General features: G+C 59.6%; 19 protein-coding genes. 10 read left to right on the top strand and 9 right to left on the bottom strand.

Features of this window, described 5'->3' with window-relative positions; genetic code table 11:
• Nucleotides 1–14 precede the first annotated feature (14 nt).
• On the bottom strand, nucleotides 15–4,871 hold the full coding sequence (locus K5K95_RS27525) for a dermonecrotic toxin domain-containing protein (RefSeq protein ID WP_222587013.1): 4,857 nt from the start codon (nucleotides 4,869–4,871) through the stop codon (nucleotides 15–17).
• Nucleotides 4,872–5,099: 228 nt separating this feature from the next.
• Here K5K95_RS27525 and K5K95_RS27520 point away from each other — a divergent pair, with 228 nt between their 5' ends.
• Nucleotides 5,100–6,140, top strand: coding sequence for an Ldh family oxidoreductase (locus K5K95_RS27520; protein ID WP_222587012.1), 1,041 nt, complete (start codon nucleotides 5,100–5,102; stop codon nucleotides 6,138–6,140).
• A gap of 95 nt (nucleotides 6,141–6,235) precedes the next feature.
• On the opposite strand, the gene K5K95_RS27515 is transcribed toward K5K95_RS27520, so the two are convergent.
• Nucleotides 6,236–6,553 (bottom strand): YqjD family protein, encoded by a 318-nt coding sequence (locus K5K95_RS27515; RefSeq protein WP_222587011.1) that lies wholly within the window; start codon nucleotides 6,551–6,553, stop codon nucleotides 6,236–6,238.
• Between the two features lie 165 nt (nucleotides 6,554–6,718).
• Between K5K95_RS27515 and K5K95_RS27510 the strand changes: the two genes are divergently transcribed.
• The gene (locus tag K5K95_RS27510; RefSeq protein WP_008155229.1) at nucleotides 6,719–6,970 is read left to right on the top strand and encodes a hypothetical protein; all 252 of its coding nucleotides are present in this window, start codon (nucleotides 6,719–6,721) and stop codon (nucleotides 6,968–6,970) included.
• A 10-nt stretch (nucleotides 6,971–6,980) separates the two neighbouring features.
• Here the strand turns inward: K5K95_RS27510 and K5K95_RS27505 are convergent, their stop codons facing one another.
• Complete coding sequence (locus K5K95_RS27505) at nucleotides 6,981–7,889, bottom strand: LysR family transcriptional regulator (RefSeq protein ID WP_222587010.1); 909 nt, start codon at nucleotides 7,887–7,889, stop codon at nucleotides 6,981–6,983.
• 85 nt (nucleotides 7,890–7,974) lie between these two features.
• Between K5K95_RS27505 and K5K95_RS27500 the strand changes: the two genes are divergently transcribed.
• Entirely contained in the window at nucleotides 7,975–8,898 is a 924-nt protein-coding gene (locus K5K95_RS27500) for a carbon-nitrogen hydrolase family protein (RefSeq protein WP_222587009.1), read from the top strand.
• A gap of 122 nt (nucleotides 8,899–9,020) precedes the next feature.
• Here the strand turns inward: K5K95_RS27500 and K5K95_RS27495 are convergent, their stop codons facing one another.
• From K5K95_RS27495 to K5K95_RS27485, 3 genes are all read right to left on the bottom strand, one after another.
• Nucleotides 9,021–9,494, bottom strand: coding sequence for an LEA type 2 family protein (locus K5K95_RS27495; protein WP_222587008.1), 474 nt, complete (start codon nucleotides 9,492–9,494; stop codon nucleotides 9,021–9,023).
• A gap of 59 nt (nucleotides 9,495–9,553) precedes the next feature.
• Entirely contained in the window at nucleotides 9,554–11,026 is a 1,473-nt protein-coding gene (locus K5K95_RS27490; protein ID WP_222587007.1) for a nucleobase:cation symporter-2 family protein, read from the bottom strand.
• Between the two features lie 198 nt (nucleotides 11,027–11,224).
• On the bottom strand, nucleotides 11,225–12,118 hold the full coding sequence (locus K5K95_RS27485; RefSeq protein ID WP_222587006.1) for a LysR family transcriptional regulator: 894 nt from the start codon (nucleotides 12,116–12,118) through the stop codon (nucleotides 11,225–11,227).
• 101 nt (nucleotides 12,119–12,219) lie between these two features.
• Here K5K95_RS27485 and K5K95_RS27480 point away from each other — a divergent pair, with 101 nt between their 5' ends.
• Together K5K95_RS27480 and speB are read left to right on the top strand one after the other, a co-directional pair.
• Nucleotides 12,220–13,311, top strand: a complete 1,092-nt coding sequence (locus K5K95_RS27480; RefSeq protein ID WP_222587005.1) for a polyamine ABC transporter substrate-binding protein — start codon at nucleotides 12,220–12,222, stop codon at nucleotides 13,309–13,311.
• Nucleotides 13,312–13,324: 13 nt separating this feature from the next.
• Nucleotides 13,325–14,284, top strand: coding sequence for an agmatinase (gene speB, locus K5K95_RS27475; protein ID WP_222587004.1), 960 nt, complete (start codon nucleotides 13,325–13,327; stop codon nucleotides 14,282–14,284).
• Between the two features lie 90 nt (nucleotides 14,285–14,374).
• On the opposite strand, the gene K5K95_RS27470 is transcribed toward speB, so the two are convergent.
• A complete protein-coding gene (locus K5K95_RS27470) occupies nucleotides 14,375–15,427 on the bottom strand; it encodes an aldo/keto reductase (protein ID WP_222587003.1) in 1,053 nt (350 codons plus the stop codon).
• A gap of 202 nt (nucleotides 15,428–15,629) precedes the next feature.
• On the opposite strand from K5K95_RS27470, the gene K5K95_RS27465 reads away from it, so the two are divergent.
• From K5K95_RS27465 to K5K95_RS27445, 5 genes are all read left to right on the top strand, one after another.
• On the top strand, nucleotides 15,630–16,346 hold the full coding sequence (locus K5K95_RS27465) for a helix-turn-helix transcriptional regulator (protein WP_222587002.1): 717 nt from the start codon (nucleotides 15,630–15,632) through the stop codon (nucleotides 16,344–16,346).
• 52 nt (nucleotides 16,347–16,398) lie between these two features.
• Nucleotides 16,399–16,740: a nuclear transport factor 2 family protein gene (locus tag K5K95_RS27460; RefSeq protein WP_222587001.1), complete on the top strand. Its 342-nt coding sequence runs from the start codon at nucleotides 16,399–16,401 to the stop codon at nucleotides 16,738–16,740.
• A 26-nt stretch (nucleotides 16,741–16,766) separates the two neighbouring features.
• Entirely contained in the window at nucleotides 16,767–17,885 is a 1,119-nt protein-coding gene (gene zapE, locus K5K95_RS27455; RefSeq protein ID WP_222587000.1) for a cell division protein ZapE, read from the top strand.
• 18 nt (nucleotides 17,886–17,903) lie between these two features.
• A complete protein-coding gene (locus K5K95_RS27450; RefSeq protein WP_222586999.1) occupies nucleotides 17,904–18,485 on the top strand; it encodes a DinB family protein in 582 nt (193 codons plus the stop codon).
• A 102-nt stretch (nucleotides 18,486–18,587) separates the two neighbouring features.
• A complete protein-coding gene (locus K5K95_RS27445) occupies nucleotides 18,588–19,079 on the top strand; it encodes a GNAT family N-acetyltransferase (RefSeq protein WP_222590448.1) in 492 nt (163 codons plus the stop codon).
• Between the two features lie 57 nt (nucleotides 19,080–19,136).
• Here K5K95_RS27445 and K5K95_RS27440 read toward each other — a convergent pair whose 3' ends face one another.
• Both K5K95_RS27440 and K5K95_RS27435 read right to left on the bottom strand, forming a co-directional pair.
• Nucleotides 19,137–19,346, bottom strand: coding sequence for a hypothetical protein (locus K5K95_RS27440; RefSeq protein WP_222586998.1), 210 nt, complete (start codon nucleotides 19,344–19,346; stop codon nucleotides 19,137–19,139).
• Between the two features lie 200 nt (nucleotides 19,347–19,546).
• Nucleotides 19,547–21,292 (bottom strand): phosphoethanolamine transferase CptA, encoded by a 1,746-nt coding sequence (locus tag K5K95_RS27435; protein WP_222586997.1) that lies wholly within the window; start codon nucleotides 21,290–21,292, stop codon nucleotides 19,547–19,549.
• Between the last annotated feature and the right edge of the window lie 93 nt (nucleotides 21,293–21,385).

Here is a 21,385-nt window from a genome sequence, read left to right as displayed (position 1 = left end):
CGTTATATCTCTGATCATGGGACATCGACGTGCAGTTGGCGCCCCAAATGACTGATCAGCCAGGCAACGCTGTCGGCGTTTGCGAGTTGCACGTTCAGCCTGATTAGAGGATCTCGCCTGAAAGTGTGGCGGGCACCGCTCAGGTTTTCGGCCCCGGTCAACGCCAGGACACGCTGCTTTATCTTGCGGGTATCTTCAACAAAGGTGTTGCCAAGGTCCTCCCACTCGCCGGTATCAGGGTCGAAGTTCATGAACAGTTGAGTCAGCGGTGTCTTGATCGACAGCGCTGTTTCCTGAGTGGTGGACAAGGCGTTCTTGAGTTCCGTGGCAATCGGGGTCGCTGTACCGATCAGCTCGACGAAGGGTCTGCCGGGATCAAGGTAGGTGATGTCAACAGTGTCACAGGCAATGTGGGAAATTTCATGGATAAGGGTGGTCGCTCGGGCATGGGCGCCGATTGGGAAGTGCGGATCGGAAAGATGCTCGCGGTAGTGATTGAACCTGGGCGTAAAGAACCGTTCAGCCAGGTAAATTTTGCGTTTGATGTCCGTTGGCACGGTGAAGCCGAAGACGTTTTCGGTGTCCCGGATCGAGCCGCCTATCACCAGCCGATTGGAATCCGGCTTTCTGAGTGTGGGGTCCAGCAGCGCTGCAAAAATCTCCTCGACGACTTTTTCAATCTTCTCGATATGGATGGACTCCACCTGCGTCACGCCCATGAAATCCATGATGATCTGATGCACCGGGGTGATCGTGCCTTCAGAAGTCTTGAGCATTTGCAGGTTGCGAAAACTGTTCCATGCGTAGGTCGTTGCCAGGTCCAGTGATTCGTCAATCTGACGGGCTTTGTGCGGAAAGAATCGACGGATCTCTCTCATCCCGCGGGCATCGACGTTCATGCCCTCCCAAACCGATAGCGCGGTACGCACGCGGTTGAGCAAGCTGAAGCGAGGGGCCGGTTTTTCCTCGGCCAGCACCCATTGCCTGGCGACGTTCTGTTCCAGCTTCGGTCCCCGTATGCCGGGGGCCGCGATGCGCCACCGAATGCCACGCTTGGCCACCGCATAAACCTTGCCCTCCACCGGTGCGTAGTGCTTTTTGCTGACCGGGTGGGTGTAAAGCCCCTGCGCCGTATCGTGTGTCATGGACCCCAGGTCCAGATCCTTGCATTCGTGACGGCTCAATTGCGTGCGTTGTGGCGCGGTGATGTCGACGTGATGCCAGTCAAAACGGCTGGTGGATTTTTCCGCAGCGGGCAGGGCTGGCGTCGCAGACAGAGGCGTTTGCTCACCCAGCGATTGGCGCAACGCGGCCAGTTGTGAGATGCCGCTGATAAACTCTCTGATGGCGGCCGCCCATTTGTGCCTTTGAAGGTCATCGGCAGATTGCTTGATATCGCGGTAACTTCGCCACACGGTTAGGGGATACGCCAGTTTGCCCATGCAAAACGAAAATGCTTCATGCACATCTTCGCCCAGCACTCGCTTGATGGTTGCCCACTCACCGGGTTTTTTATCGTCGGACTGACAGCCGAGCAATCGGGACAACAGCGCGGCGTTGTCATCGAATAGGTGTTTGAACAGGTGGCCCGTGAGAGGCGTGGACGCCAGTTTGACCTCGGCGGGGCGAGTGTCCGGATTCGTTGACGCGGCCCTGGCCACACGCTGAGGGTTGAGCATCATCCGGTATTCCAGTTGCGTGCGATCAGGCTGGGGCAGGTTCATGAGGACCCAGTCGAGCAATGGCCCGCGGCTTTTCAGCTCCGCCAACAGCTGTGCTTCATTCTTGTATTCCTTCACGCTGTGCCGAGGACTGTGCGGGGCGATAAGTACCAGCGGCGCTGTACGGTCGGCGAGCGAGCCGATCAGATACACACCGGGCACTTTGACGGACTGAGCCTGCTTGATACCGAGCAGCTCTAGCGGGCGGATGATCGCCTCGGCACCATGAACCGCGGCACGGGCGATGGCGTCGGGCATGTTCATGACTTGCCGGATCAGGTCGAACCCTGTTTGGCTCAGTCGCTCCTGCAACCGTTCCTCGTGGGCGTAGTGCATCAGTTGCCAGGGCAGTTGAGTGTAAAAGCGCTTCCTGCGCTCGGCGTTCAGCGGGGTGTAAGCGAGGGCGTCGCTTAGTATTTGCTGCTGATGCTCTCCCGGTTTCAGGTCGTGGATCAGGTCTTTGATGTAACGCTCGTTCATCTCCTCGGGGATCACGGTGGTATCCAGGGACGCCAGTTTGAAACGGGTGTGCTCCAGATCCTTGAGGTGTACCAAGGCAAAATCAGTCAGGGTCTGGGTGCTCGCCGCCGACGTCGGGCGCGCGCTGATCTGCACCTGAACCTTGTCCGGATCGATGTTGAAATCGTCTGCCTTGAGTCGTTTCTCAAGCTCGTGGTGTGTTGTGCGTTGCAGCGAGCGGATGCCTGTGAGGTAGTCCTGATCGTTGTTGACGTTATCAAGGTACTGCTGGAGCAGTTCGCCATGCAGCATCAGGTCTTCGATAGGCGCTTTGGCCAGCCATGCCGGCAGTTTTTGTTGCGTCGTCAGTGACTGTGCAATGTCCGTCACGCGGTGCAGTCCGGTCTTGGGCTCACGCAGCGTCACCAGATTCAAGAGGCTGGTGAGCGGCGCAGCAGGCAGCGTTGTCGCCAGGGCGTGGGTAAGGCTTGTCAGGTCCAGATGAATGTGCGGTTTTTGCAGGTGCTCAAGAAAATGCCCAGGGATTCGGTGCAGCGGAGCCAGCGTGGGCGCCTTGCCAGGTACACGTTCGCTACGGCCAAGGTTTTCCAGAAGGATCGAGCGATGATCGTCGTCGGCCAGGCGTGCCTCAAGCTCGGTCTGCAGCAGTGTCAACGTATTGAAGGACTCGAATCCGCAGGCAGGTGTCCACAGGATTGCTTTCCCGGAATGCACGGGGTCCAGGCCACCCCGTTCAGTCAGCACGAAACAACTGGCCAGTTTCACCGGGTCAGCCACATCGGCCATCTTCAACGCCAGGGAAAATACGTCCGGCAAAAAACCATTCAATGCCGCTCGCTGCAGATGGACAGGGGAGTCGAGCACGGTTTTGATGATCGCCTGTTCGGCCGTGCCCAGGGTTCGCGAGACTGTGCGCAGCTTCAGCTCGCTGCGTAGCGCCGTTGACAGGGTATGCGTAAAGCTCGATTGCAAGCTTGTCAGGGAGGATTCGACGAGCGTGAGTGCCTCAGTGACCGTGCGAGTTGTTGTGGGAATGGCAGGGTGTTTGTCGCGCAATTGATCGAGCGCTTGCGCGACGGAATCGAGCGAGGCCAGCGCCTCCTTGGCCGACTCGGCACGCACGGTTGCCGGTTGCGCAATCCAGCGTTGATCCACCCGAGTGCTCCAGCGTCCCGCAGCTTCTGCAGACAGCAGCCGGTCATCAATCAGCCCCCGGACGTCCAGCGCCTTGTCGAGCAGGGCGTGAGGGTCTAGCGTACCCTCGCTTTCGCGGTAGCGGCTCAGTGCGTGGCTCAGGTTGTCCTTTTGCTTGTCGAGGATGTCGGACATCAATTTTTCGAACACATTGCCGATGATCGGGTGACCGACAATCACTCGCTCATCGGGCTTGAACGCCAGGAACCGGGCGCGTTCTTCCAGGGACATGAAATTGAGCAACGCGTCTTCATGCCCTTCACTGGTCATCATTTGCAGCACGATTTTCTTGAGGGCAGGCAGACTGCTTGTCGCTTCGATGCCTCTGGATTGGGTGTACAGAAAACCCAGGGTGTTGGTGCCACCAATCATCAACGTCGAGGCGAGTTCCGCGAAATGCTCGAAGGGCGCGGTGACCCGCACTTTTTCTATACGTAGCGGGTCGTCAGGGTTCGGTGCGAGGCTGACATTCACCAGCCGCACGTATTCCTGTGTCGTCAAGATACCTTGCTGGCGCTGCTGAAAAAGCCTCGTGTGGAAGGTATCGCGCAAGCTTTCGGCAAAGAACTTCAGGCGTGACAACCCATTGTTCACGGGCGTATTCCAGAAGGTGTCGAGCAGGCTGTGCAAATGCGGCGTGAAGCTTTGTGCCGTGTCCTTCAAGGCGCCTTCCCACGCCTGGTTATCGGCATCGCTGCTGGCGCTGAGCTCGGGATGGGCAAAGACTCTGGAAACGCCGGCAGGCCACTGATTGGTGAGGTAGACGTGCAACAGGGCTTCACTCAATGACATCGCCGATATCGTGTGGTGATGGTCGCCCCCGTCAAAAGCCGAAATCGTACTGACAAAATTGTTCATTTGGGTCAGGCGCTGATCCAGTTTGGGGAACGTCTTGTGCAGCGCGTGTTTGAGCGTGTCGTCGAGCATCGATTGCAAGGTGGGCAGCTTGGCCAGCTCGCCGATCATTGTCTTGATGTTCTGTGCCTGATTGCCATCGAGGGTCAGTTGCTGGGCCTGGAATACCGCACCGTCAATGGTCTTGATGGAGATTTCGAGGGCGGCGCCAGAGGGCAAGGTGCTGCGCTGTTCGATGGCCAGAAAGCGTAAAAGCTCGCGCTTCCCGGCGGCTCGGGCCAGCCACTCCTCAAGCTTGCTTTTAAGGTCGGCCATGTCGGCAAACTTGATCAAGCCTTTCCACGGTGTGAAAAGCATGACCTCGGCGTCGCCGGATCGGCTCATGGCAAATGCGCCGGCCAGTGGAATATCCTGCATGCCGGTCGCACCGAGCATCAATTGGTCGACGTGCATGGGGTTGGTTGGGGCGATGCGGGCCGTATGAGTGGCCAGGTAAACGGTCTTCAGCCACTTCAGGTCATCCATTGTGAAGTTCAGCACTTTTTCGCGTTCGCCGGGCTGTTTGGCATTGGCTGCACGTTCTGCCTCATCGAAAAAGTAGGGGAGGTCGGGTTCAGTCACGGTGTTTCCTCATATGCTGCGATGAATTGCCAATCGCAGGCTGTCGGTTGAGGAAAAACAGTAAGACCCGGGAGGGCGTTCAGTGCGGTACATATTGCTTGCCCCGAACTGGCAGTCGAGACTTGACAGGACGCTGGTAGAACAGCGCTTAATCGACGTCTGCTGTGGGTTGCCATGCAACCTCGTTTCCCCTGGTGCCCGTACTTAATAATAAAATTGGAGCTTCAGATGACCGCAACGCCCGAAGTGGCCGTCAGTTCGACCACCCAATCGCTTGATTTCGACGCGCTCGTTCAATTGCTCGAGCAGGTTTTTCTGCGTCACGGTACGTCTGCCGACGTCGCCAGGACCCTGGCGCTCAATTGCGCCGGCGCTGAACGCGACGGCGCGCACAGCCACGGCGTATTTCGCATCCCCGGCTATGTCTCGACACTCAAGAGCGGCTGGGTCAACGGCCAGGCAGTGCCGGTGGTCGAGGACGTTGCCTCAGGTTTTGTCCGGGTCGATGCCGGCAATGGTTTTGCCCAGCCGGCGCTTGCCGCTGCCCGCGCACTGCTGGTGGAAAAAGCCCGCAGCGCTGGCATCGCGGTGTTGGCGATCCGCAATTCCCACCATTTTGCGGCGCTGTGGCCGGATGTTGAGCCGTTTGCCTATGAAGGGCTGGTGGCGCTCAGCGTGGTCAACAGCATGACCTGCGTGGTGCCGCACGGTGCCGATCGTCCTCTGTTCGGTACCAACCCGATCGCCTTCGCCGCGCCTCGGGCTGACGGGGAGCCGATTGTCTTTGACCTGGCCACCAGCGCCATCGCCCATGGCGATGTGCAGATCGCCGCACGAAAAGGTGAACGCTTGCCGGTCGGTATGGGCGTAGACAGCCTTGGCCAGCCGACTCAGGACCCGAAAGCGATTCTGGAAGGCGGCGCGTTGCTGCCGTTCGGCGGCCACAAAGGTTCGGCACTGTCGATGATGGTCGAGTTGTTGGCGGCGGCGTTGACCGGCGGTAACTTTTCGTTCGAGTTCGACTGGTCGAATCATCCGGGAGCCAAGACACCGTGGACCGGTCAGTTGCTGATCGTGATCGACCCAAGCAAGGCGGCGGGGCAGAACTTTGCCGAGCGCAGTCAGGAACTGGTCCGGCAGATGCACGGCGTGGGGCTCAAGCGTTTGCCGGGTGACCGACGTCATCATCAACGGGCCAAGTCGGCTACCCAAGGTATCGAGCTGGACGCTCAGACCCTGGCTGACTTGCGAGATCTGGCCGGAGTGTGACGCCGACGTTACACCCAGGCATGCAAAAGGCGAGCACCAGGCTCGCCTTTTTTATGCTTTAACTTTTTACGCTGTAACCATGAACGCGTGAGCGCTTAACGACGGCCCAGCAACAAGCCTACCACCAGGCCGAAACCGGCGGAGATGGCAACGGTTTGCCACGGGTGACCACCAATGTAGGTTTCGGTCGCATCGACCACCGGTTTGGTACGATCACGCACACTGCTGACCGAATCCCGGGCCTGCTGGAGCTTCTGTACGATTTGCCCACGAAGGGTTTCTGCTTCCTCACCAACCAGTGAAGCGCTGCTTTTGAGCAGTTTTTCCGATTCTTCGATCAGGGACTGAAGTTCGCTGAACGCCTGATCCTTGATTTGGTCTTCGGCGACTTGTGCGGCGGTTTTCCGGGCCATTGGGGTACTCCTTGCAGATAAATGGGCAGTGAACAATGGAGTCTGTCGCTGACGAAAAAGTTGCACTCGATTTTCGCGCCACGCCAACCAGGAACAAAAATCCCGGGTCGGACATTTCCTCCTACAGTGTAAGATGTCGCCTATTTTATGCAGCAGGTAATTCCCATGAGCTTCAATCTGGCCGACAAACCCCTTGCCGAGCGCGCGGCGCTTGAAGATGAAAAATCCCGTCTGTTCGACCTGTGGCAGAGCAACCTTGGCAAATCCAAGGGTGAAGCCGCGCGCTTGTTTGGCGAGCGCGCCAAACGCAAAGGCAAATGGGCTGAATGGGTTCGGGCCGAACTCGACGGCATGTCACCGCCGGAGTTCGCGAACATGGTGCGCAGTGAAGTCAATCGGTTGATGGCTGCCAAGTAAACGCAAGTCGTCAGGCGAAACTCGCAACAATGGCTTCACGCACTTTCAGCACCACCGGGTCGAGCTGGGTGCTGGTGCGCCAGCCCAGCTCGATCGGGTAGCGCGGTAATGCCAAGGGGCAGGGCAGCAGTGCCAGCCCGCTGAGCGCCGCGATACTTTGTGCGGCGTGCGCCGGAATGGTCGCGACAGCCTGACTGCCTTTGAGCAAGTGTGGCAAGGCCGCGAAGTGTGTGGTCGATGCGCACACCCGCCGACTCAGTCCCAGCGCCGCCAGCCCTTCATCGGTAATCCCGATAAAACCGCCCGACGACACCAGAATATGCTCGCGGGCGACGAACTCTTGCAGGCTGATGGCCTGTTGTCCGGGCGCCAGGCTGCGCGGATCGACCAGGCACATGTAGCCGCCTTCTCCCAATACCTGACGACTGAGCAACCGCTCGGTGAACCCGCCTGCGGTGATCGCCAGATCAATGCTGCGCTCCATCAGCGCTTGAGCGACGATCTGGCTGTGGGTTTGCCGGAAGATCAGCCGCAACTTTGGCGCACTGACGGCAATGTGTTCGATCAAGCGCCGTCCGTAGGCAATTTCGAAATCATCCGACAGGCCCAGCGCGACCGAGCGTCCGTCGTAATGGTGGGCTGCCGGATCGACCATCGCCAGGCTCTGGCGGCATTTGTTCAGCGCGTCACTCACCACTGGTTTCAACTGGTTGGCTTTGAGCGTCGGCGCGAGGCCACGACCGGTGCGCACGAACAACTGATCGCCATACACCTCGCGCAGCCTTCGCAGCGCGGCGCTGACGGCTGATTGGGTCACCCCCAGACGCAACGCCGCGCGGCTGGCGCTGGACTCTTCATGCAGCGCTTCAAAGACTTTGAGCAAGTTCAGGTCAACGTTGGTGATATTCATTTGGTTCATATCAGTTAGCAGCGGACAGGGCTTTATTCATGATTGCGTGGCGCCTGAGAATGAGCAACACCTCATCGCTTTCGGAGTTACCGACATGCCCAAATCAATCGTTGCTGCGCTGCAAATCGGCGCCTTGCCCGGCGGCAAGGCCGAGACGCTGGAACAGATTCTCGCCTGGGAAAACGCCATTACCGAATCCGGCGCCGGGTTGGTGGTCATGCCCGAAGCCTTGCTCGGCGGCTATCCCAAAGGAGAGGGCTTTGGCACTCAACTGGGCTTTCGATTGCCGGAAGGTCGTGAAGCCTTCGCCCGCTATTTCGCCAATGCCATCGACGTGCCGGGCATCGAGACCGAAGCGCTGGCCGGGTTGTCGGCCCGCACGGGTGCGAATCTGGTCATCGGCGTCATCGAGCGTGCCGGCAGTACGTTGTATTGCACGGCGTTGTATTTCGATCCCCAGGCCGGACTGGTCGGCAAGCACCGCAAACTGATGCCCACCGGCACCGAACGATTGATCTGGGGCAAAGGCGATGGCTCGACACTGCCGGTATTCGACAGCCAGGTCGGGCGGATCGGCGCGGTGGTGTGCTGGGAAAACATGATGCCGCTGCTGCGCACCGCGATGTACGCCAAAGGCATTGAGGTGTGGTGCGCGCCGACGGTGGATGAGCGCGAGATGTGGCAAGTCAGCATGCGCCACATCGCCCATGAAGGACGCTGCTTTGTGGTCAGCGCATGTCAGGTTCAGGACTCGCCGCAGGCCTTGGGCCTGGACATCGCTAACTGGCCGGCAGAGCGGCCGTTGATTGCCGGCGGCAGTGTGATCGTCGGGCCGATGGGCGATATTCTGGCGGGTCCGTTGCGGGGCGAGGCGGGATTATTGACCGCCGAAATCGATACCGACGATCTGGTTCGCGCCCGTTATGACTATGACGTCGTCGGGCACTACGCGCGCCCGGATGTGTTTGAGTTGATCGTCGATGAGCGGCCTAAACCCGGTGTTCGCTTCAATACATGACCCCCTTGTGGGAGCGAGCTTGCTCGCGATAGCGGTGGATCAGGCAACTGATTTGTTGAATGTGCCGGCGTCATCGCGAGCAGGCTCGCTCCCACATTGGTGGCTAAAGCACTGAATCCGGTTTACCAAGTGCCCGTCGTAGAGCCCGGCAAGCTCAGTTTGCCCGTGTCCACGAAACGCATCGTCCCAAACAATCCGCCGGCCAGTTTGCCACGCAGCACATAAGGAAGATTGTTCAACGTCTGCGTCTGCGTCAGGCCCAGCGTCTGGCGTAACACGGAGAACGCCGAAACGCTTACCGGCACTGTCAGCACGGTTTCGGAAAAGCGTGCGATCGAACCTGATTGATCGCTGACGCCGGAGGCCAGCGGCTGGCCGTTGACCTCCAGGTCCAGCGCCACGCCGTTGTAGTCAATCGGCGTTTGGTTGGGGTTTTGCACGCGTATCTTTACCGCAAACCGTACTTCCATGTCCTGGCTTTGCAGCGGTTCGATGCCGACCACATTGATGTTCAACGGGTCGCGATGGGGAAAGAGGGCGCAGGCGCTCAGGGAGAGCAAGAGCAGGGAAAGGATGACGGCGTGGACGCGGCGCATGGACAGGCTCTCGTTCAGAAATAAGGGCTGAACCGCCAACGGCTCGGCCCTTGAGCCTTTTAGCGGGTCAACTGTGCGACCGCCTCAGGCGTTGCGGGTTCACCTTTAGCCGGGACATCGGGATTTTCCATGACCTGCAGGATCGAGGCTTCCGGATCAAAATCGTCTTCTTCCAGCGCGATGAATTCCTCGGGCAGGAAGATGTTCAGCACGATAGCGCACAACGCGCCCACCGTGATCGGCGATTCGAAGATGTTGTGCAACGCCAGGGGCAGTTCACGCAACACCTGCGGCACGGCCGCGACACCCAGGCCCATGCCGAGGGAAATCGCCACGATCAGCATGTTGCGTCGATGCAGGCCGGCTTCGGCGAGGATCTTTATCCCGGCCACCGCCACGGTACCGAACATCACCAGCTCGGCGCCGCCAAGGACTGGCTTGGGCATCAATTGCAGCACCGCGCCAATCATCGGGAACAACCCCAGCAGCACCAGCAGGCCGGCGATGAAAAACGCCACGTAACGGCTGGCCACGCCGGTGAGCTGGATCACGCCGTTGTTCTGCGCGAAGGTCACCATCGGCATGCTGTTGAACACCGCCGCCATGGCCGAGTTGAGGCCATCAGCGAGCAGACCGGACTTGATCCGGCGGATGTACACCGGACCTTTCACCGGTTGCCGGGAAATCATCGAGTTGGCGGTCAGGTCACCGGCGGCTTCCAGCGGCGACACCAGGAAAATCACCGCCACCGGCACGAACGCCACCCAGTCGAAATTGAAGCCGTACTTGAACGGCACCGGCACGCTCATCAGCGGCACGTCAGGCAGGCTGGCGAAATTGACGTCGCCCAACAGCCAGGCCACGAGGTAGCCCAACGTCAAGCCAATCACGATCGCCCCAAGGCGCAGGAACGGCACGTCGACCCGGTTCAATACCACGATGGTTCCCAGCACCAACGCCGCCAACGCCAGGTGACTGGCCGCGCCGAGGTCCGCTGCGCCAAAGCCGCCAGCGATATCGGTCATGGCGACTTTGATCAGCGACAGGCCCATCAACGTAATGATAGTGCCGGTGACCACGGGCGTGATCAGCATGCGCAACTTGCCAATGAACTGGCTCAACACCACTTCAATGAACGCCGCGAAAAAGCACACGCCGAAGATAGTCGAGAGGATTTCATCGGTGCCGCCGCCCCGGGCCTTGACCATGAACCCGGCGCTGAGGATCACGCTGATAAACGAAAAGCTGGTGCCTTGCAGACACAACAAACCAGAACCCACCGGGCCAAACCGTCGCGCCTGGACAAAAGTGCCCAGGCCGGAGACGAACAACGCCATGCTGATCAAGTACGGCACTTCGCTTTGCAGTCCGAGCGCGCCGCCCATGATCAGGGTCGGGGTGATGATGCCGACAAAACTGGCCAGCACATGCTGCAGCGCGGCGAAGACCGTGGCGGTGAGGTGCGGGCGATCGTCGAGGCCGTAGATCAGGTCGGAACGGGGCTGGGGTTTTGCGTGTTCGGATGAGGTCACGGGGAAAGCGCCAGGGCCAGGTCAAAAAATGGAGGCGCAGGATGCCAGAAAGACTGCGTTGTCGGAACCTTATCCCGGTTTTACACAAAACCTGTGGGAGCGGGCTTGCTCGCGAAGGCGTCCTGTCAGGTGACAAGGATGCCGGCTGACAGGACGCCTTCGCGAGCAAGCCCGCTCCCACAGGGATTGCAGTGGTTTTCAGGCAAACGCCGCCAGCAAATCCTCTTCAAATGCCTTCTGCGCATCCCCCGGCACCTGCGCACGATAACGGGCCAGGTGAAACGCCACATCGAAACTCATGTCCTCTCGACGCATGGCCCTGAGCAAACCTTTGTCTTCCCAACTACGGGCAAAGTGATCGGGCAAATAGCCGACGTGTTTACCGGACAGAATGAAGGCGAGGGTGCCTTCGACCTGCTCCGACCTCGCCGAACAGCGCTGTCCCTGGAAGGGCTCGTCGGCCCGCAGGAAACGGTAGGGATGATCGACCCGGTCACACGCCTGCAAGGCCTGGTCGTCCGGCGCATCGTCGGTGAACAGTGGATGCCCGGGCGCGCAATACAGGTGCTGGGTTTCCGTGAACAACTGGCGGTAGTCAAACGCACGCTGCACCTGTGAGAAATAACCGATGGCCAGGTCCAGGCGTTGTTGCAGCAGAAGGCGTTCCATTTCGCCGGGCATGGCGCTGATCAATTCGATGCGCACCGATTCGTCGCGCTCGCGAAAACGACTGATCGCATCGGCCACGCGTTGCAGCACCGATTGATCCAGGGCCTCGGACAAACCCAGGCGCACTTCGCCGATCAAGCGCCCGGCCACACCGTTGGATTGGTGGCGGAAGGCTTCGATGGATTCAAACAGGCCGCGCGTCGCCGTCAGCAGCTGTTCACCTTTGGGCGTGATCTTGAATCCGCCCTTGCCGCGACTGCACAAGCGATAGCCGAGTCGGGTTTCGAGCTTGGCCATTTGCTGGCTGATGCTCGATTGGCTCAACCCCAGCTCGCCCTGTGCCGCACTGAAGCCGCCGCACTCGACCACCCGCACAAACAAACGCAGCAGTTGCAAGTCGAGGTCATGGAGTTGACCGAGCATCAAACATTACTCCGCAATAAAGTCAGGTTAACAAACTTGATATTTCGACAATGTATCGGAGCGCGCACGCTGCAACCACTTCCTCTGGTCAGGTGTTCGTCATGGCTCCCATGTTCAAGCTGTGTTTACCCGCGTTGTTCCTCGCCGTGGCTGCTTCGGCCCAGGCCGAGGAAAAGACCCTCAATCTCTACAGTTGGGCCGATTATGTAGCGCCCGAGACCTTGCAACGTTTCGAACAGGAAACCGGGATTCACGTGCGTTACGACACATTCGATGCGCCGGAAGTGCTCGAAACCAAACTGCTCACCGGTGGCAGCGGTTACGACGTGGTCGTGCCATCGTCCAGCGTGCTGGCTCGCGGCTTGGCAGCCGGTGCGTTAAAAACCATTCCTCACGAAGGCCTGAAGGGCTACGCCAACCTCGACCCGGACCTGTTGGAAAAGCTCGCCGCCGTGGACCCCGGCAACCTCTACGGTGTGCCGTACACCTGGGGCACGCTGGGGCTTGGGATGAACGTCGAGGCAGTGCAGAAACGCTTGCCGGACAAACCGCTCAATAGCCTGGATTTGCTGTTCAAGCCCGAGTACGCCAACAAACTGAAGGACTGTGGCATCGCGATCATCGATTCGCCCCAGGAAGTCATCGGCCTGGCGTTGCACTACCTGGGTAAAGATCCCTACAGCACCGACAAGAACGATCTCGACGCGGCGCAGACCTTGTTGCATCAATTGCAGCCAAATGTGCTGTACGTCGCCAGCGGCCGGCAGATCAACGATCTGGCCAACGGCAGTGTCTGCCTGGCGCTGACCTACAACGGTGACGCCAGCATGGCTGCCGATCAGGCGCGCAAGGCCAACAAGCCCTACGAAATCGCCTACCGGATTCCCAAGGAAGGCACCCTCGTCTGGCAGGACAACCTGGCGATTCCCAAGGATGCGCCACATCCCGAGGCGGCCCGCCAGTTCATCGAATTCATGTTGCGCCCCGAATCCGTCGCAGCGCTGACCAACACGCTGTTCTTCGCCTCCGCCAATCAGGCCGCGACGCCGCTGGTGGATGAGGCGGTGCGCACCGATCCGGACATTTACCCGCCCGCCGACGTTCGCGGTCTGCTGTACGCCGACCGCACCATGAGCCTCAAGGACATGCGTCAGCGCACCCGCTTGTGGACCACTTTCCGTAGCCACCAATAAAAAGGAATACCTGATGGACGTCCCTGTGCAAAACGATCAGGCCATGACCCGCGACAGTCTTTACGGCACCGCCGCCGAAAGCACCTACGCCGGCATCACCAGTTTCATGCGTCGACGCTACAGCCGTGACTTGCGCGGTGTCGACGTCGCGGTTAGCGGTGTCCCGTTTGACACCGCCACCAGCAATCGCCCCGGTGCGCGTTTCGGGCCACGAGGCATTCGCGCCGCGTCCACCGGGATCGCCTGGGAACGCCACTGGCCGTGGACGTTTGATCCATTCGATCATCTGGCTGTTATCGACTTCGGCGATTGCGACTTCGATTACGGCTCGCCGCACTCGGTGCCGGAAAGCATCGAGGCGCATGCCGAGCACATTATCAACGCCGGCAGCGCGATGCTGACGTTCGGCGGCGACCACTTCATTACCTATCCGCTGCTCAAGGCCCATGCCCGCAAACATGGTCCGCTGTCGCTGATTCACTTCGATGCCCACAGCGACACCTGGCCGGACGAGGCGGGAAAGCGCGTCGACCATGGCACCATGTTCTGGCACGCGGCCAGGGAAGGGCTGGTCGATCCGTCGCGTTCGGTGCAGATCGGCTTGCGCACCACCAATGACGATCATCAGGGCTTTCAGGTGCTGGATGCGCGGCAGGTGCATCGGCAAGGATGTGAGGCGATTGTCGAAGCAATTCGTGCACGGGTCGGCGATAACCCGGTGTACCTGACGTTCGACATCGATTGCCTCGACCCGGCCTTCGCACCGGGCACCGGGACACCAGTTTGCGGGGGATTGAGCACGGTACAGGCGCTGGAAATTCTCGGCGGCTTGCGCGGGATCAATCTGGTGGGGATGGACGTGGTGGAAGTGGCGCCGGCCTACGACAATGCGGACATCACCTCACTGGCAGCGGCGACATTGGCCATGGAAATGCTCTGCCTTTATGCCGCCAGACATAAAGTGGACCGGTAGCCCCATCATGCGCTAACGCCATCGCGGGCAAGCCCGCTCCCACAAGTACAGCGCAATACCTGTGGGAGCGGGCTTGCCCGCGATGCTGTTTCAGGCGACAGGGATTATCGGAACGTCCAATGTTTCAGCCCCGGTAAATCGCGAATACGACCCGGCAATGGTTTCATGCGGCACACCCATCGCCACAGCGCTGACCTCATCCAGTCGCGACATCTGTTCGGCACTCAATTGCACCGTCAAGGCACCCAATGTCGCATCCAGTTGCTCACGCGTGCGCGAACCCAGGATCGGTATCAGCGCAGTCGTTGAACGCTTGGCCTTTTCTCGCAGCCAGGCAATGGCGACGTGAGTCGGGCTGGCTGCCAGCTCTTCTGCGACGCCGAGCAAGGTGTCGAGCAGGGCGGTGTCCCGTGCGCTTGTTTCGGCATGGATCAGCACGCCAAGTTTAGCGGCGCGGTTGTCGCCGTCATTGCTGCGGTACTTGCCGGTGAGAAAACCGCCACCCAACGGCGACCATAACGTCGCGGCCAGGCCCAGGGCTTCGGCCATCGGCAGCTGCTCACGGTCAGCGCTGCGTTCGGCCAGGCTGTACTCGATCTGAATCGCGGCAATCGGCGCAAAACCGCGCACTTCGGCCAGCACGTCCGCCCGGGCGATGCGCCAGGCCGGGAAGTTCGACAGTCCGGCGTAGTGAATTTTGCCGGCACGCACCAGGTCGTCAAAGCCACGCAGGATTTCTTCCATCGGCGTCACGCCGTCACTCATGTGCGCCCAAAACAGGTCGATGTGATCGGTGTTGAGGCGTTTCAGGCTTTCTTCCACGGCGCGAACCATGTTCTTGCGACTGTTGCCGGTGTGGGAAATGCCGGCGGCGGGCGTGGTGCCCAGGGTGTATTTGGTGGCGATGACCAGGCGATCCCGTTCCGCGGCAATGAACTCGCTGAGCATGGCTTCCGACTGCCCACCCTGATAGCCGTTGGCGGTGTCGATGAAATTGCCGCCGGCCTCCAGGTAGCCATCGAATATGCGCTTGGCTTCGTCACGTTCTGCGCCATGGCCCCAACCGGTGCCGAAATTGCCGGCGCCCAATGCCAGTTCCGAGACCCGCAACCCGGTTTTACGGCCGAAGACTTTGTAATGCATGAGATGACTCCTGAGGAACCGATGCGGTGAATTAGTTAAATGTTTGGCGACATGCATTGAATATTATGCGAGTAATATTTTACGTCAATCGGCTTTTTGATTTATCGCGAAAGGCCCGATTGACGGGGACATTGCTACTGCCAGTTTCTGACAGTAGCCTCTGCTAAGCTCCGTCGACTTCTCAGGAAAGAGACTACGGATCGTGTCGCGTACTACACGTTTACTCACGTTGTTGCAGGTGTTGCGGGGCAAAAGTCGTCCGGTTACGGCGGCAACGCTGGCCAGCGAACTGGAAATTTCCGAACGTACGCTGTACCGCGACATCGCCGAACTGACTGCGCTGGGCGCGCCGATTTTCGGCGAGGCGGGGATCGGTTACGTATTGCGCAGCGGTTTGTTCCTGCCGCCCTTGATGCTCAATGCCGATGAAACCGAAGCCATCGTGTTGGGGTTGCGCTACGTCGATCAGCGCGGCGACGAGGTGTTGAGCAAAGCCGCGGCGGATGCGCTGGCCAAGATTGCCGCCGTGCTGGCCCCCGAAGCCCAGGATGCATTGCGCAACCCGACAGTGCTGCCGGGCCCGCCCGGTTATGGCTATCCGCAAAACGCGGTGCCGTTGAATGTGTTTCGCCAGGCCATACGTGATCAATCCAAGCTCAACATCGACTATGCAGATGCCAACCAGGTGCCCAGTCAACGGATGATCTGGCCCCTGGCGCTGGGGTTTCTCAATGAAGTTCGGATCATCGTCGCCTGGTGTGAACTGCGCGGCGCCTACCGCACGTTTCGCACCGACCGGATCTCGGCCGCCAGCGAGCAGGGCGAGCGTTATCCGGGGCGGCGCAGCGACTTGTTGCGCACCTGGCGCAAGCAGATGCAACTGGATGAAGCGGGGCGTTTCACTCCTGACAAGAACTGACACAGACGTGTTCTAGGATGGCTCCAGAACCAACAAACAAGGAGCCGTAAACATGTCCAATCCAGCCTCTTCACTGGCGCCCGCCATTGCCGCCTACATTGCCGCCGCCAATGCTCGCGACACTTCGCGGGTCGGCAGTTTTTTTGCTGAGGATGCCAACGTGTTCGATGAAGGACATCACCGGACCGGCACGCAAGCCATCGCCCAATGGATGCAAGACACGGCACAGCGCTATGAACCCCGGGTCGAAGTGCTCGGCGTGCAGCAGCGCACCGGTAAAGTGCTGGTGCACAACCGGATTTCCGGGACCTTTCCCGGCAGTCCCCTGGAACTGCGCTACATGTTCCGCCTCAACGAACAGGGCAAGATCGCCCGGCTAGACATCTCTCTGTAACGCGAGTGCGTGGCATACTGCCGCGCATGAATGTCGACTCTCCCCTAAGCGCCTGGCAACACGCCATCGAACAAAAGGGCTTCGTCCAGGACGAAGCCCAGGAACATGCCGTGTGGGCGCTGCAGAAATGCCACGAAGCCTTGCACGAAGGGCGCACGCCGATCACCGGGGTTTACCTCTGGGGCCCGGTCGGGCGCGGCAAGACCTGGTTGATGGACCAGTTCTATCAAACCCTCAAGGTCCCGGCTCGCCGCCAACACTTTCACCACTTCATGGGCTGGGTGCACCAACGCTCATTCCAGCTGACCGGCACCGCCGATCCGCTGAAGGCGCTGGCCCGTGAGCTGAGCGAGGAAGTGCGCGTGCTGTGCTTTGATGAGCTGTTCGTCAATGACATTGGCGATGCGATCATTCTCGGGCGTTTGTTTCAGGTGATGTTCGAGCAAGGTGTGGTGGTGGTCTGCACCTCCAATCAGCCCCCGGATCAGCTGTACGCCGATGGTTTCAACCGCGACCGTTTCGTGCCCGCCATCGAGGCGATCAAGAAACACATGCAGGTGATCGCGGTGGATGGCGGCGAAGACCATCGCCTGCACCCGGGCGCCGGCCTGCAACGTTATTGGGTGGCGACCGCCGGCCAGCCCAGCGCGCTCGCAGATGTGTTCAAGGCCTTGACCGCTGGGCAATCGGTGTCCAGCGAGCCGGTCACGGTCGGTTATCGCTCGGTCAACGTCGTGCAGGCCAGCGCCAAAGTGCTCTGGTGCCGTTATGCCGATCTGTGCGAACAACCGTTTGCTGCCATGGACTTTATGGCGCTGTGCGACACCTTCAGCGCTATTCTGTTGAGTGAAGTGCCCAACCTGAGCGCACAAAAGCGCGCAGGACGCATCGCCCGAGGCACCGAAGACGCTGCCGAGCGTGTGGTGGCCGGTGATCGCGAACTGCCGCAATTGTCGGTGCACGACGACGGAGTCCGGCGTTTCATCGCGTTGGTGGACGAATGCTACGACCGCAAGGTGCCGCTGTACCTCGAAGCGCAGGTGCCGATGGCGGCGTTGTACACCGAGGGTTACCTTGAATTCCCGTTCCGCCGCACATTGAGCCGTCTACAGGAAATGCAGCTGCAACGTTTCGCTGAAGCCTAATTGCAAGGAGCCGCGAACATGAATCAGCCCCTGTCTCATCATTTGCTGACCATGGCTTATCAGAACGCCTGGGCCAATCACCGACTCGCCAAGGCCTGGGGCCAATTGAGCGCTACCGAACTGGTGGCGCCGCGTGTCAGCTTCTTCCCCAGCATCAGGGCCACCCTCAATCACATCCTGACGTGCGACTGGTTCTACATGGATGCGCTGGAGCGCGAGCTGCGCGGGGACGAGCCGCACCCCGATTGTTATGTGTTCTTCACCCACGACGAGCCGTTCACCTCGGGCCCCGACCTGCAGCGTGAGCAAGCCCACGTCGACCGTCGACTGATTGCCTACTGCGAACAGTTACGCGATGCCGACCTGGTGCGAATCGTGACCATCGCCCGGGAAACGCCGCAGCATGACAGTCGTTTGCGCATGCTTTCCCATCTGTTCGAACACCAGATTCATCACCGTGGCCAGGTGCACGCCATGCTCAGCGGCACGTCGGTCAAGCCACCGCAGCTGGACGAATTTTTCTGCGCCGGTGAGTCAGGCTTAAGGGCCGCGGATTTTGCCGAGCTGGGATGGACTGAAACGCTGATCTGGGGCGTTTGAGTCAGGTTCGGGTTGTCGACGATTGCGCCTCGCGATAATGTCCGTCGACCTCCCGGCGCGAGAGACGTGTCGGGTCAACCAGATGGGATGTTGACGATGGAAATGGAATCCGCAGAAGTACTTGTCCTTCAAGCCAGCTACACCAATCCGGTGCACGCCGAAGCGATCGGTGTTGTGCTCAATGCTTACGCCCAGGACCCGATGGGCGGCGGGCACGCCTTATCCGATGACATCCTGCAGCGATTGCCGGGTGAACTGGCCAAGCGTCCCCACGCGTTCAGTGTGCTGGCTTTTGTCGATGGCGAGCCGGCCGGGCTGGTCAATTGCTTTGAAGGGTTCTCGACTTTTGCCTGTAAGCCTTTGGTCAATGTGCACGATGTGTCGGTGGTGCCGAAGTTTCGCGGCCTGGGGCTGAGTCAGAAGATGCTGCAAAAAGTTGAGGACATCACCCGCCAGCGCGGCGGCTGCAAGATCACCCTGGAAGTCCTTGAAGGCAATGCGGTCGCGCAGGCGTCCTATGGCAAGTTCGGTTTTGCACCCGGCATGTTCGACCCGGCCCATGGTCGCATGCTGTTCTGGACCAAGGACCTTTGATCTCGCCGCTATGGAGCATAAAAAAGGGCGTCCATCAGGACGCCCGTCTGCCATCGTTTATTTCGGCCTGTAGGTTTCGGTGACTTGTGCGGTTTGATCGTCCGGAACCCTTAGCTCAATCACTTTGCGCTGGATGCCATTGGCCTGTTCTTGCTTAAAGCGCAGGCTCTCGAAGTAATACCTCATGCGTTCGGCGCCACCTTCAGCCAAAGCAGCGGCCGAACCGAACATCATCAGACTGGCGAGGATCAGCGTTATACGTTTCATGGTGTGCCTCCCATTACGGATATCGGGTGCCTGTCTTCCATGAGTCAATGTCGCCGGGACATTATCCGCCGAATCGGTGAATTGGGAATTAACCGCCGCAAAGCTTCCAGTCGAGGCTAACGAGAATTATTGGTATTTTTAGATGTGTCGTGCGCAACAGCGGGACACAAAAAAGGGGCCGGAACCGGCCCCTGAAAGGATTACTGCTTGGCGACTGCCGGATCGGCCGGTGCGACCTTGGGTTTCATCAGGCTGAAGTCGATCAGCGGATGCACTTGACGCTCGTAAGGGTTGCCGATCATCAATGGCCGCGGCTTGAAACTGTCGCTGACCAGGCTTTTGCTGCGGTCCAGTTCATCAAAACTCAGGCCCGCCAGATCGGCCCAGGTATGGATCAGTTGCGAGCTGCTGTAAGGCCGCCCCAAGTCACCGGCCAGATTCCAGTTGTGGGTCTCACGCCATTTCGGCGAGGCCCACGCCATGAACGGGATGGTGTACATCGGCGCGGTCGGCTTGTTTTCGTTGCGGCCCAGTGTGCTGTGACCCGCTGAGTCGAACACGTCTTCACCGTGATCGGAGAGGTACAGCAGGAAGCCATTCGGATCGGCCTTGGCGTAGTCCTTGATCAGGCTCGAGACCACGAAGTCGTTGTACAGCACCGCGTTGTCATAACTGTTGTACGTCGGCACCTGATCGTCACGTACACCGTCCGGCACACCTTTGCGGTCGGTGAACTTGTCGAAGGTGGGCGGATAACGGTACTGATAGCTCATGTGCGTGCCGAGCAAATGCACCACGATCAGCTTGCGCGGAGCGGCGTCCGCCAGGGCCTTGTTGAACGGCTCGATCACGTCGCCATCGTACTGGGCGGCGTTCTGGTTGCGGTTATTGTTCAGGTACACCTGCTCGTCAGCCTGTTCGGAGAAGGTGGTGAGCATGGTGTTGCGCTTGGTCATGGTCTGCTGGTTGGTGATCCAGAAGGTTTTGTAACCCGCCTGCTTCATCATGCTGACCAGGGATGGCGTGGTCAGGTAAAGGTCCGGGTTTTCCTCGTCGGCGAAGGTCAACACCTGCTGCAACGCCTCGATGGTGTACGGGCGCGGGGTGATGACGTTGTTGAAGACCGCCAGTTGATCCTTGAGTTTGTCCAGTTCCGGCGTGGTTTCACGCGGGTAGCCGTAGAGGCTCATGCGCTGACGGTTGGTCGATTCGCCAATTACCAGCACCAGGGTGGCGGGCTGGTTGGCCATCGTGTCGGTGAGGTTTTTCAGCGGGGCAATCTTGCTCGCGCTGTTGAGCATGTCTTGCATGCCGGCGAGGGTCTGGAGGTAACGGTGATAGGCCACGGCCATCTGCCACGGCACCGCAGGCTCTACGCGGGTCTCGAATTTATCGAAACCATCAGCGAAGCTGCCCGTGCGCGCGGTTTGCTTGACCAGCGGATAACCGACCACGGCCACCAGAATCGCGGCCGCCGCGACCAAGGCCTGCCAGCGCGGCATATACACCGGACGCAAGCGCGTCCACAGGAAATAGGCGAACAGGGTGTGGGCGACGAATGCTGCGACCATCCACCAGGCGAAATACTGGGTCATGTACTCGCCCGCTTCAGCAATGTTCGATTCGAACATGATGAAGATGACGCTTTGGGAGAATTCCTGCTGATAGATGAAGAAGTAACCGAGGCTGGCCATCGAACAGGCCCACAACACCACGCCGATCACTGCAGCCATTACACGTGTCTGCCGAGGGAACAGCAGCATCGGTGCGAGCCAGATGGCGCTCATCACAAAGGCCTGGCGGAACCCGCTGAAACCCGAGGTGCCCGTCAGTTGAATCAATAGTTGGGTGATGCCGGAAAAATACCAGAAGAACAGGAACAACCAGAGAAATCCTGCCCAATCAAAACCTTTCGCAGTCGTATTGCTGCGGTTAAACAAAGCCATTCAGCGCTCCAGCCAAGTATTCACTTCGACCGTCGAGCCTCCCTGCTATCGACGAGCGGAAGCCGCGCGCATACCGCGCGGCCATAGGGCGGC

Source organism: Pseudomonas sp. DR48, from assembly GCF_019823085.1.
Taxonomy (GTDB): Bacteria; Pseudomonadota; Gammaproteobacteria; order Pseudomonadales; family Pseudomonadaceae; genus Aquipseudomonas.
The sequence above is the reverse complement of the archived record's forward strand: the minus strand, read 5'-3'. Positions and strand labels throughout refer to the sequence as shown.